Source organism: Pseudoalteromonas sp. 2CM37A, from assembly GCF_023161885.1.
Classification (GTDB): Bacteria; Pseudomonadota; Gammaproteobacteria; order Enterobacterales; family Alteromonadaceae; genus Pseudoalteromonas; species Pseudoalteromonas atlantica.
The window spans coordinates 120,305-132,383 of the sequence record NZ_JALNTJ010000002.1 but is presented as its reverse complement, the minus strand read 5'-3'; the positions used below and the strand labels follow the sequence as shown (position 1 = coordinate 132,383).

The window sequence follows — 12,079 nt, the reverse complement described above, 5'->3', positions numbered from 1 at the left end:
CTTCCTTACTTTCATGGCCCTATTTTAAAATAATAATTTTACGGAGCTCACATGAAAAAAATAACCGCACTTGCAGCATTACTCATCTTAAGTGGCTGTGCAAACACTTCAAATATGAATGAAACTGAACAAAAAGTTGAAGACAATGTTGCCGATGTTCAGGCTGAAGTAGCCGAAGTGGTTGCTCCAATCTCACTTACCGTAATTACTAACCCTAATGACGCTCGCGTACGTATTATGAATATCAAACCGGTATACCAAGACGCGATCGAACTAAAAGAAGGTGAATATGATATTGAGGTAAGCAAACCAGGTTACCAAACTTATCGTAAGTGGGTTGTGGTTGATAAAAAAACCATACTTACAGTAGAGTTAGATGAAGTAGCCAAAACTGAAGCTGCAAACTAAACACCGTGTAAAATTGTATTTATGCCTTTAAATATACATTAATTTAAAGGCATAACTCTCACGTTTTCTGCAAAAAATGTAATAGCCCCTATTACACTCACATTCCCAAAAATACACAGCCATAACACCACTATAAAACGACGTTTTTGCGATTTATGCCTAAGCCATTGCTGTGCAATGAGTGCGCCGGGCCAACCGCCTAGTAACGACAGTAACTGAAGCGTGCGCTCGGGTGTGCGGTTTACTTTTTTATGCGCTGATTGTTTAGCTTGTCGTTTATCCCATGCGTACATTATAAAAGTAAAAAAGCTTAAACCTGTAAAGTAGCTTGGTATATAAATGCTCATATTATAAAGCCAATGAGCTTGCCATACTGCGACCAAAAAAAGCAGTGAGAAGGTGATTAATGTTTTCTTTATCAATTCATGATCGCCTATACTAAAAAGAGTTAAACCAAAATAATAAGAGCCAAATTATGACATACTTTAAAGCCCTATTTTTAGTATTATGCTTATACGCCTTTAATAGTTACGCCACTGATACCCCAAGCAACCTTGATAAAGAACTCGCTGTATTTAAACCTTATTTAGGTACTTGGCAGGCCGATTTTGACGTACCTAAAGGCGCAAAACCTGTACAAGACGTTGGCCTCTGGGAGCGCGCATTAAATGGTAAAGCTATACATACCAAGCACTCTATTAATGAAGGTGAGTATGGTGGGGAATCAATGATTTTTTACGACAGTAAAAAAGAGTCATTGGTGTTTTACTATTTTACTACCGCAGGTTTTTACACAAAAGGCACCATGAAAGTGCTCAGCCCTACCCAATTTGTAGCGTATGAAGAGGTAACAGGCAGTAAAGAAGGTATTACTAAAGTGCGCTCGATCAGCGAACTAAAAAACGATACGTTTGTAGTTTCAACTTCTTATTTAAAAAAGGGTGAGTGGACTAAGCCCGAGCAGCGTACTTATACACGCAGCACTAAAGCCGTTAAATTTAAATAATGGCCATTCGCTTAAAACACAAAAAGGCAGCCTAAGCTGCCTTTGTTATTTATAAAACCGCTATTATTTAGCAAACTTTTTAAATGGTTCGTCAACTGGTGTATCAGCAAGGTGGTTAGTGTAGTTGCTCATTACTTTTTGCGATAAGCCTACAACAATTTCTAGTAGTTGCTGTTTACCGTAACCTGCTGCAAAAAACTTCTCAATTTGCTCATCGCTAATTACGCCGCGATCGCGTGTCATTGCAAGCGTTGTTTCACGCAGTGTTTCAAGTTTTGCATCTGCAAGTGGTGTTTTGTTTACTAGGGCATCAACAATATCTTGGTCTACATTCATTGAAGCGGCAATTGCACTGTGTGCTGGTACACAGTAATGACACTCGTGCTCAACATTAATTGTTTGCCATACCACAGTTAGCTCTTCTGCGTTAAACGAGGTGTTTTGAAATAACTCATGCAGTACTTGGTAACCTTTAAGTAGCGTAGGCGCTTCGGCCATTACGGCATGAAGGTTAGGTAACATGCCAAATGCTGCTACTGAATCAGCCATAAGCGATTTTGACTCTTCTGGTGCGTTGTCTTGAGTATATAACGTAAATTCTGCCATGTTCTGCTCCAATAAATTAATGTGTTTGAGTAACCTGGTGTCAGGTTAAGTAACTTCGAGACACATACTATTTGATTTTGAGCGACTGTTCAAGTTAAAATTGAGCATACGTTCAAAATAGTTGAGAATAAAATGGCAAACAAAGTTAAATTTGAGCGCGATAATGTAATTCGCGTTGCAAGCCAATTGTTTTGGGAAAAGGGGTTTAACGCCACCTCAACCCGCGATTTACAAGAAGCCATTAACATGCGCCCAGGCAGTATATATGCGGCGTTTGGCTCTAAAGAAGGCCTATACAGCGAGTCTTTAAAAGACTACACAGTACAAATGAAAAGCCAAATTGACGGGTTTTTAGCAAGTTCTGACTCTGTTTTAGGTGGTTTGCGTGCGTTTGTAGAAAACGTAATTATTAAAACCAAAGACTGTAGCCCAAGTGCTATTTGTATGTTGGTAAAAGCAAACAGCGAATTTGCAGAAAAAGACGCCTCGTTATACGAGCTAAGCCTAGATCTATCAGCAAAGTTTGAAGCCTACTTAACCACCTTGTTTGCTCAAGCTATTAAAAATAATGAGCTAAGCAGCAACCTTACCGCGCTTGAATACGCGCAGTTTTTTCAGGTGCAATTTACTGGGCTGCGTGGCTATTTTAACCGCCCAGGGGTTGAGCAATTAGCGCAGCCGATGATCAACCAAATGTTTGCCTTGATCAAAAAGCTATAACGTTTCGTTTTACTAACTTCTTAAAAGTCTCAACTAAAAAAAGCGGCTAATTCGTGTGAATTAGCCGCTTTTTATATTTGCTAGGGTTGCGCTTTACTTACGTTTTAAGTTTATTAAGCTCGCTATCTTGCTGCGCTACCAGTGCATTAAGCGCTTCACTGCTATCGCCCGCTTTGGTAGATAAATCAGCAAGTTGCGATGCCGCATCAGAAATAAGCGTAAGGTTACGATTTATCTCTTCAGTTACTAAGCTTTGCTCCTCGGCTGCGGTGGCAATGTGGGTAATTTGATTAGTAATTTCATCTACTTTTACTACCACACTGTGCAGCGCGTCAAACGCCACTGAGGTTTCGTCTACTGCGCTTTGCGCGCGTACTACGCCTTTTTCAATTACGGTTGATGCATTACCTACTTCTAACAATAAGCTATCTATAAGTTGGCTAATATCATCGGTAGATGAGCGTGTTTTAGACGCCAGTGCACGTACTTCATCGGCAACTACGGCAAAGCCTCTGCCGTGCTCGCCAGCGCGTGCTGCTTCAATGGCGGCATTAAGTGCAAGTAAGTTGGTTTGCTCTGAAATGGTTCTGATCACATCTAAAATTTGCGTAATATCTTTACTACGCGAAGCCACTTTTTCAACCGCTTGGTTGGCTTCTTTTATTTCTTCAGACATGGTTTTCACTTGGCTCATAGCCGATGACAAGCTCGACTCACTGCTAACCACTAAACCATTTATTTCATCCGCTTGTTGAGCAGATTGCTCAGAGGCTCTGGCAACTTCAAGTGCGGTGGCGCTCATTTCGTTCATAGCGGTTACCACACTTTCAATTTCTTGAAACTGCGATTGCACATTATGTTTTGTATCAATAGCAATATGCTGTGCTATTTCGCCTTGCTGTTTTGTTTGCGACGATACATCTTTAAGCTCAGCAATTAAGCCACGTAGCTTAGCTAAAAAGGCATTAAAACCACCCGCAAGCGCAATCAGCTCTGCGTGGGTATCTACATGGAGTGTATGAGTTAAGTCACCTTCTGAGCTGGCAAGGTTATCTACACGCTGTTGAATTTGCTCAAGGGGTGCAACCACAGTGCCCACTACCACTTTCATAATAATAAAAGCAATTAAAGCAATAACAGCACCGGTTATTAAAATAACAACACCGAGCTGATTGGCCGAGTCACTCATGTTTTTAGCTAAGGCATTAGGCCCCTCTAAGGCTAAATTACTTGGCACTTCAATAAGTAGGCTCCACTGAGTGTTAGCCAGCTTAATATTAATTGGGTAGTTAACTAAATACTCGCTAGGTGTTTTAAAAAGGCCATGTTGCCCTTTAAATTTAACCAGCTCACTGTAAGTATTGCTACTAACTGCCTCTTTAAAGGGGCGGCCTAATTTAGATTTGTAGTGGCTGCTGCCTACAATTAAACCTATATCACTTAAAAGTGTTACTTTTGCTTGGCCGTTATAAAGTTCGCTCGAAAGTTTTTCGGTTAAGCCCTGAAACGTAGGGAGCGTTAAATCAACGCCTGCTAAACCAATAAAGCGGCCCGATTTAGTAATAGGTACGGTTAAAGAGGTAAGCATAACCGAATCGCCAGAAGGTATTTCGTAAAGATAAGGTTCCATAATACAGGGCTTAAGTGTATCTTTTGCGCATAAATACCAATGCGCTTCACGAATACCAAATTCGTTTAACGAGGTCAGGTATTTATCGGCAGCGTTAGCTACTTTTTGCTGCTCAATAATGCCGTTTTGGTCACGCGTTATATATACTTCTAACGTGCCATCGCCATTAACTGAGTGTTTATATCCTTGCTTAAATTGCGCGTCTTGCCCATCAAAGGCATTGGCTTCAAACTGCGAATAAATTGACGATAAAAACCGATTTTTTTCAAGTATAGAGCGGTTAATGCTCACTACCGTGTCGCGGTTTAATGTTTGAGTATTAGCCGCATCACCAAGTAATGCAGCTAATGAATTTGGAATTCGGTAAGCTTCGTTGATAAATCCGGCAATTTTTTCGCCGTAAGCAGCCGCGTTTGCGTTAAGCTTTTGCTCAACTTCGGCCACGATATAATCTTCAGATTCTTTAGCGAGCGCCTCGCTGTTTGATGACATTTGCCACCATAAAACCCCAGAAAGTACTAATACTGTTAAAAATGTACTCCCTACAGTTATCCATAATAACTTTTTTGCTAACGTGATTTCTCGCACTTAAATTACCTTTTGTTAAAACACCCCTACAGTTTAATATACAAACTGTATCAAGCCATCAATAACATAAAATAATTTAAGTTTTTTGAACAATTAGGCCGAACGCTTGGCCAAAATAGCAGTGGTTATCGTGGCACCTATCAGTAAAGCAACGCTCACCCACAAACACGCTACAAAGCCATAAACCTGAAACACCCACCCCGAAAGCACCGTGCCCAGTAAACGCCCCATGGCATTGGCCATATAATAAAAGCCAACATCAAGCGATACACCATCGCTTTTAGCAAAGCTGACAATTAGGTAACTATGCACAGATGAATTAACGGCAAATACACCGCCAAAAATAAGCAAACCTATAATCAGCGTGGCATGCACGGCCACATCAAGTTGCATAAAAAGTGCTAATAGTGCTGTTACACCACTTAGCAGCAACACCCATAAATAGGCATGTTTAACGGTATCAACGTTTGAGTTACTGGTGCCGGTAATACGCGGCGCTTGCGATTGCACACCACCGTAGCCAATTACCCAAAGTGCCATAAAGCCACTTACCCACCAAAAATTCCAGTTAAACTGCTGGGCTAAATAAATAGGTAAAGCCACTACAAACCATACATCACGCGCGGCAAACAAACATAACCGTGCTGCGCTTAATAAATTTATTGCACGGGATTTAGAAAATAGCTCTTTAAACTTAGGCTTATTTTTAGCCTTGCCCATGTCGCCTTTTAAAAATACAACGCTAATAATCCACGCAATAGTGAGTAATAAAATAAGGGCTTTTAAAGCACCTACAAAACCCAGTACCGTAAGGAGTAAACCACCTAAAAAGAAGCCGACCCCTTTTAACGCATTTTTTGAGCCCGTTAAAATAGCCACCCATTTATAGAGCTGGCCTTGGCCGCTTTCTCCCTCGGGCACTAAGTGTTTAATGGCGCTTTTGGCGCTCATTTTATTTAAATCTTTTGCTATGCCGCTAAGCGCTTGCGCCGCCATAACATAAGCCACTGTAAGCCATTCACTTGGCGCACATAACATGGCAAGCGCCATTATTTGCAGCGCCAAGCCAAAGTTCATGGTTTTATTAAGGCCTAAATGAGCCCCTAGCCAACCGCCCACTAAATTGGTGATCACACCAAAAATTTCGTAAAACAAAAACAGCATGGCAATGGCCAGCGCACCATACCCTAACTGATGAAAATGCAGCACCACCAGCATACGTAGTGCGCCATCGGTTAAGGTAAATGCCCAGTAATTACCGGTAATTATTAAATACTGTTTTATTGCTGTAGGTAAGTTAGCGAGTTGCTCAAACATGGTTAACGCCCTTAAAACCTTTAATTAATGGTTAAACCAAGTCACTTTTAGCAACTTTAAGCATAAGCTCGGCAGTACGATTAGCGTAGCCCCATTCGTTATCGTACCAAGCGTATAATTTAAGCTGGGTATTATTAATAACCATGGTAGAAAGCGCATCAATAATGCTACTGCGTGGATCGGTTTTGTAATCAATCGATACAAGTGGTTTTTCTTCGTAACCTAATACGCCAGCAAGCTCGTTTTCAGACGCTTGAGCAAACCATTCATTCACCTCAGCGGCAGTTACACCACGCTCAAGCTCAAATACACAGTCAGTAATAGATGCGTTAGTTAAAGGTACGCGCACGGCATGGCCATTTAACTTACCTTTTAGCTCAGGGAATATATGCGTAATGGCTGTTGCACTACCGGTTGTGGTAGGTATTAGACTTGTCCCGCATGAACGAGCACGACGTAAGTCTTTATGTGGCGCATCAATAATAGTTTGGGTATTGGTAATATCGTGAATAGTGGTCATTGAGCCGTGCTTAATGCCTACTTTTTCTTGCAGTACTTTTACAATAGGCGCTAAACAGTTAGTCGTACACGAAGCCGCAGTCACAATTTTGTGCTCATCTGGGTTATATAAATTATCGTTAACGCCCATAACCACATTTAAAATGCCGTCTTCTTTTACCGGAGCGGTTACCACAACGCGCTTAACACCTTGTGCTAAATATTGATTTAACAGCTCAGTGGTTTTCATTTTACCGCTGGCTTCTATCACTACATCGCAATCAGACCAATCAGTATCGCTAATGGTTTTATTATTGGTAACTGCAATAGTGTGTTTGCCTACACTAAAGCTATTCTCGTTTGCTGTGACGCTGTGCGCTAAACGCCCGTGCACTGAGTCAAACTCTAATAAATGGGCATGTGTTTTAGCATCGCCCGCTACATCGTTTACTTTAATAAATTCTACTTCTGGCCACTCTAGTGCTGCGCGCAGTGTTAAACGTCCCATACGGCCAAAGCCGTTAATACCTACTTTAATTGTCATAATAAATACCTTTAGTAAAGTTATATCAATTTACTTAATTAACAGCAGCTTGCTGCACGCTCAGGGCGATTACCCATTGCATTGAGTCGATTTAAATCATCGTTATAAAACGCAGAATTTTCGTTTCGTGTTTGCGTTAGTACGCTAAGAGCCCATTGTGGCAGGGCTTTATTAATACTGTAATACACCCATTGATTTTGCTTACGGTCGCTCAATAGGCCACATTGCCTAAGTTGCGCTAAATGGCGCGACACTTTAGGTTGGCTCAGTTCAAGCGCAGCAACAAGCTCACACACACACAGCTCTTGCTCATGGCTAATTAATAACATGGCTTTTAAGCGCGTATCGTCGGCTAAGCATTTGTAAAATTGAAGTGGGTTGAGTTGTTCCATAGCATCCTCGTTTAGTTAGTGTGCATACAATAAAACAAAATGATAATATATGAAATAGTGAATATACGATTTTTCGTATATTTATTTAAAAGCCCACTTCAATTAATGTGATCTCTAGTAAATTGCAGCGCACAAAAAAGCCCAGTGGCAAACCTCTGGGCTTTTGTAGCGTTTTAGTATGGGCATACTTGGTGTGCTTTATCGCTACTGCCATTTAAAGCCTTATGCTAACAAGGTATTTACGCAGGTCTGTGCGATAAAAAGATGCCCTACGCTTTGCTCTACTTCACGAGCAAATTCTAAATCAATAAGCAGATACGTTATACATTGTGCCTGCACAGTAGCTATTGAGGTAATTACCACTAAGTTGCAAAAGAAAGCGCGAGATGATCAAGTAATGCTCGTATTCTTGCCGGTAAGTGGCGGTTTGAAGCATACACTGCATTTAGCTCCAATATGCTTGCTTCATAGGGTTCGAACAGCAACTGCAATGAGCCGTCTTTTACGTAAGGCTCAGTCACGTATTGTGGGCCCATGCCTATTCCCAGCCCTTGTGAAGCCATGTGGGTTACTGCTCTGGGGGAGTTAGAAGCAAAATCACCGCTAACATTGACGGTGAACGTATTGCCATCTTCCTTGAACTTCCAGTTTTCAGGGTCGTTTTGAGAAGTTTGCAATAAACAATTGTGTGTCGCCAGCGCACGGGGATGGCTTGGTTTGCCATTGCGCTTTAAATACTCAGGAGAGGCAAAGAAAACAATACGCATATCCATCAATTTTTTTGCGATCAGCGTTGAATCCTTCAACGGCCCAAACCTCACAGCAACATCCACACCTTCATCGATAATAGCCACATACTGATCAGACAGGTTCAACTCAACATTAATTTTCGGATGCTTGGCTAAAAATGGGGCCAGTGCATCAACTAATTTAGTACTGCCAAATGCGGTAGGTGCGGTTAAGCGAACTGTGCCAGACAGATCAGACTGCCGATGCTGAATGACATCTTCTAGCTCTTCAAATTGTTCCAGCAAAGGAACGCATCGCACAAAATACGCCAGCCCAGTTTCGGTCAACGTAACACTGCGCGTAGTTCGGTGGAACAACAAAGCACCGTGTTTTTGCTCCAGCTGAGCAATGTATTTACTCGCCAGTTTAGTGCTTATGCCTAGTTGCTTAGCACCACCTGTGAAAGATTTTTGCTTTGCCACCGCAATAAACGTGCGCATGCCGTCAAGTGTATCCATAAGAGCTCCTTATATTGCTTCGTGTAATGCTTCGCCCAATTTATGAACATTCTGTACATAGTGATTCCATAAATCAACATATTGTTCATAAGAAACGCAACGCCTAATATTTACCCATGTCATGACAGGTCAGTGGCTAACAGCAAAAGTCATCAGTTAACGATTAAATAAGGTAAATATCATGTCAAACGCCATTAAAATTCACGGTTTTCCATTATCCGGCCATGCCCACCGAGTAGAGTTATTTGCAAGTGTTGCAGGCATAGCCCATGAAGTTATTTATGTAGACTTACCCGCTGGGGAGCATAAACAAGCCCCCTTTTTGGCTCTCAATCCATTGGGTTTAGTACCAGTAATAGAGGATTCAGACGTGGTAATTCACGATTCAATATCAATCTTGATTTACTTGGCACGCAAATATGCCCCTTCATATATTCCGCAAGATCTTGCCAACGAAGCTGAGATGCATCGTTTCCTTGCCATGTCTGCAGGAGAGATATCCTATGGTCCTGGTGCAGCGAGGTTAATTAATGTTTTCAACTCGCCGGTTGACCCTGTTTTCGCTAAAGAAACAGCAGCAAAAGCCCTAACAAAACTGGAACAGCAACTCGATGGCAATGACTTCTTAGTGGCTAATAAAGTGAGCTTGGCTGACTTTGCGATATACAGCTATGTCGCCCACGCTCCCGAGGGGGATGTATCTCTTGACCCATATCCAAATATACGTCGCTGGTTATCTAACGTAGAAGGGTTAAGCGGTTTCGTTCCTATGCAGGCTACAAAAGCGGGACTGGTAAAGTAAGTGTTTGTTTTAGCGGCTCTGCCTTTCAATGAATAGGTTTGAGCCCGACATTCTTTTGCATCACCAGTTTAATATTTTTGGCAAGTGCTTTTCCGGCGCACTGCGCTAATGGAGTCATTATGAACACACACATTACTTCAAGTGCTTTTCACGAAGGTGAACAGCAAATGCAAAGAAGTGCCGGAAGTTACCAAAAAATGCGTACTATTGGCCGCCGCGCGATACGCGAATTTATGCCTGATCAACACAGGCAGTTTTTCCAGCAACTGCCTTTCATGGTGTTGGGTAGTACAGCAGATAAGGGGCAACTTTGGGCGTCAATTTTACCTGGAAAGCCGGGCTTCGTGCAGTCCCCTTCCCCGACTCAGCTCACAGTAAACACCCCAATTTTATCAGGTGATCCATTAGCAGCAGCAATCACACAAGGTGCTCGATTGGGTTTATTGGGGTTAGAAATGTCGACCCGGCGTAGAAACCGCGTCAACGCTTGTGTTACTAGCGCAGCGAACAACCAATTTGCTTTAGAAGTTGAGCAATCTTTTGGGAATTGTCCGCAGTATATTCAAACTCGCAACCTTCACTTTATCCGTTCGCCAGATGCGCCATACAAGGCCCCGCGCGCTGAAACGTTTTTTGAACTAAGTGATAGCCTAAAGACCTTTATCCGCCAAGCGGATACGTTTTTTGTTGCCAGTTCTGCGGGTCACGAACCTGCAAACGAAGTAAACCGTCAGCTATCTGCCCATAATGCTATGGGGGTTGATGTGTCACACCGTGGCGGCATGCCAGGTTTTATAAAGGTTGACGAAAACACCCTCACCATTCCTGATTATGCAGGGAATAACTTCTTCAATACGCTGGGCAACTTCTTAGTCAACCCCAAAGCGGGTTTACTGTTTGTTGATTTTACCAGCGGCGATGTTTTTATGTTAACCGGCACGGTTACCTTGCTGGAGAGTGACTCACCGATAATTAAAGGGTTTCAAGGTGCGCAGCGCGGCTGGCAATTTACCCTAACCCAAGGGGTGACATTAAAAGCGGCACTTCCATTTCGCGCTCAATTCGATAGCTATTCTCCCAATTCTGAAGCAACGGGTACTTGGTCACAGGCAGAAGCAATCGTTAAAGCACAAGCTAAACGCAACCAGTGGCGCGCATTTACCGTCAGTAAAATCGAAGACGAGAGCAGTACAATCCGCTCATTTTACTTGCAGCCAAAAGATGACTCTCCCGTACTGCCATTTTCCCCTGGGCAACATTTAACCCTGCGTATTAAACAGCAAAACTCTGACAGTTGGATTGTGCGCAATTACACTGTATCCAGTGCCCCATCGCAAAGTGGTTATCGTATTTCAGTAAAACGTGAAGAGTATGGTCTGGTATCAAGTACCTTGCATTCTCGAATATTGATTGGCAGTGAAATACAGATTAAAGCACCAAGCGGCCATTTTTTTATCGATAACACACATCAGCGCCCAGCCATTTTAATAGGTGCGGGTGTGGGCATAACGCCAATGGTAGCCATGGCAAATGATGCAGTTAATGAAGGTACACGCACTCGCTATATCCGCCCGATGGCAGTTATTCAAGCCGCAAAAAATAGTGAGCAACGCGCTTTTTATGCAGAGCTGAGCAACATTGCAAAGCGCAGCGCTGGGCGTATTCAGTATTATTCTGTATTAAGTGATATTCACTACGCTCAGACAGAGAGTTCTGCGGCGTCGAACAATTACACTTCCCAAGGACGAATTAGCCAAAGCTTGGTAATGGACGTACTCAATGCAATGGCCACAGAGCATAGCGTCGATTTCCCATCGCTGCTCGACAAAGACTTTTATCTGTGTGGTCCTCAGGGTTTTATGCAAAGTATGTATGACTTACTAATTGGCATTGGGGTAAAAGATGAAGATATTCATGCCGAAGCGTTTGGGCCGTCGTCTTTAGCACGCCAATCAACAGATACCAGCAAGCACGCTGAGCTAGAGGCTGAATCCGCTGTGATAAAGTTTGCCCAATCTGGTATTGAACAAAGCTGGAATAAAGGTGATAGCCCCTTGCTAGAAGTAGCCGAAAGCAAAGGGCTTACGCCACCATACAGTTGCCGCAACGGCCAATGTGGCTCGTGTGCGGTTAAACTAAAAAGTGGTGCTGTAACGTATCGCACCAAGCCAAGTGCCCATATTGACCCATCAGACGTATTGTTATGCTGCGCTGTGCCAGCGAAAGATTCCGAGATTGTTATATTAGACTTGTAGCTCAATTAATCAGGCTAATATTCAAAGTCACTTATTGATGAAACCTATACAAGTTATTCAACGTTA

The 12,079-nt window shown here is 42.5% G+C and carries 12 protein-coding genes; 5 read left to right on the top strand and 7 right to left on the bottom strand.

The annotated features are described in order from the left end of the window. Nucleotides 1–51: 51 nt before the first annotated feature. Complete coding sequence (locus MTF68_RS04335) at nt 52–408, top strand: PEGA domain-containing protein (RefSeq protein WP_024032889.1); 357 nt, start codon at nt 52–54, stop codon at nt 406–408. Between the two features lie 38 nt (nt 409–446). On the opposite strand, the gene MTF68_RS04330 is transcribed toward MTF68_RS04335, so the two are convergent. Continuing rightward, nucleotides 447–830 (bottom strand): DUF1294 domain-containing protein, encoded by a 384-nt coding sequence (locus MTF68_RS04330; RefSeq protein ID WP_024032890.1) that lies wholly within the window; start codon nt 828–830, stop codon nt 447–449. Between the two features lie 53 nt (nt 831–883). Between MTF68_RS04330 and MTF68_RS04325 the strand changes: the two genes are divergently transcribed. Beyond that, nucleotides 884–1,414: a hypothetical protein gene (locus tag MTF68_RS04325; protein WP_024032891.1), complete on the top strand. Its 531-nt coding sequence runs from the start codon at nt 884–886 to the stop codon at nt 1,412–1,414. Nucleotides 1,415–1,477: 63 nt separating this feature from the next. On the opposite strand, the gene MTF68_RS04320 is transcribed toward MTF68_RS04325, so the two are convergent. Continuing rightward, nucleotides 1,478–2,020: a carboxymuconolactone decarboxylase family protein gene (locus MTF68_RS04320; protein ID WP_024032892.1), complete on the bottom strand. Its 543-nt coding sequence runs from the start codon at nt 2,018–2,020 to the stop codon at nt 1,478–1,480. 132 nt (nt 2,021–2,152) lie between these two features. Here MTF68_RS04320 and MTF68_RS04315 point away from each other — a divergent pair, with 132 nt between their 5' ends. Then, nucleotides 2,153–2,740, top strand: a complete 588-nt coding sequence (locus tag MTF68_RS04315) for a TetR/AcrR family transcriptional regulator (protein ID WP_024032893.1) — start codon at nt 2,153–2,155, stop codon at nt 2,738–2,740. Between the two features lie 97 nt (nt 2,741–2,837). Here MTF68_RS04315 and MTF68_RS04310 read toward each other — a convergent pair whose 3' ends face one another. The 5 genes from MTF68_RS04310 to MTF68_RS04290 all read right to left on the bottom strand — a co-directional run bounded on the left by MTF68_RS04310 (nt 2,838) and on the right by MTF68_RS04290 (nt 8,956). After that, nucleotides 2,838–4,958: a methyl-accepting chemotaxis protein gene (locus tag MTF68_RS04310; protein WP_248461772.1), complete on the bottom strand. Its 2,121-nt coding sequence runs from the start codon at nt 4,956–4,958 to the stop codon at nt 2,838–2,840. 93 nt (nt 4,959–5,051) lie between these two features. Beyond that, a complete protein-coding gene (gene arsJ / locus MTF68_RS04305) occupies nt 5,052–6,275 on the bottom strand; it encodes an organoarsenical effux MFS transporter ArsJ (RefSeq protein WP_248461771.1) in 1,224 nt (407 codons plus the stop codon). Nucleotides 6,276–6,306: 31 nt separating this feature from the next. Beyond that, nucleotides 6,307–7,317 carry an ArsJ-associated glyceraldehyde-3-phosphate dehydrogenase gene (locus tag MTF68_RS04300; protein WP_054981676.1) on the bottom strand — a complete coding sequence of 337 codons (1,011 nt, stop codon included), beginning with the start codon at nt 7,315–7,317 and terminating at the stop codon, nt 6,307–6,309. A 38-nt stretch (nt 7,318–7,355) separates the two neighbouring features. Further along, the gene (locus MTF68_RS04295; protein ID WP_004587025.1) at nt 7,356–7,709 is read right to left on the bottom strand and encodes a metalloregulator ArsR/SmtB family transcription factor; all 354 of its coding nucleotides are present in this window, start codon (nt 7,707–7,709) and stop codon (nt 7,356–7,358) included. Between the two features lie 362 nt (nt 7,710–8,071). Next, a complete protein-coding gene (locus MTF68_RS04290) occupies nt 8,072–8,956 on the bottom strand; it encodes a LysR family transcriptional regulator (RefSeq protein ID WP_248461770.1) in 885 nt (294 codons plus the stop codon). A 181-nt stretch (nt 8,957–9,137) separates the two neighbouring features. On the opposite strand from MTF68_RS04290, the gene MTF68_RS04285 reads away from it, so the two are divergent. After that, a complete protein-coding gene (locus MTF68_RS04285; RefSeq protein WP_248461769.1) occupies nt 9,138–9,758 on the top strand; it encodes a glutathione S-transferase in 621 nt (206 codons plus the stop codon). 119 nt (nt 9,759–9,877) lie between these two features. Next, nucleotides 9,878–12,013 carry a pyridoxamine 5'-phosphate oxidase family protein gene (locus MTF68_RS04280; RefSeq protein WP_248461768.1) on the top strand — a complete coding sequence of 712 codons (2,136 nt, stop codon included), beginning with the start codon at nt 9,878–9,880 and terminating at the stop codon, nt 12,011–12,013. Nucleotides 12,014–12,079 lie beyond the last annotated feature (66 nt).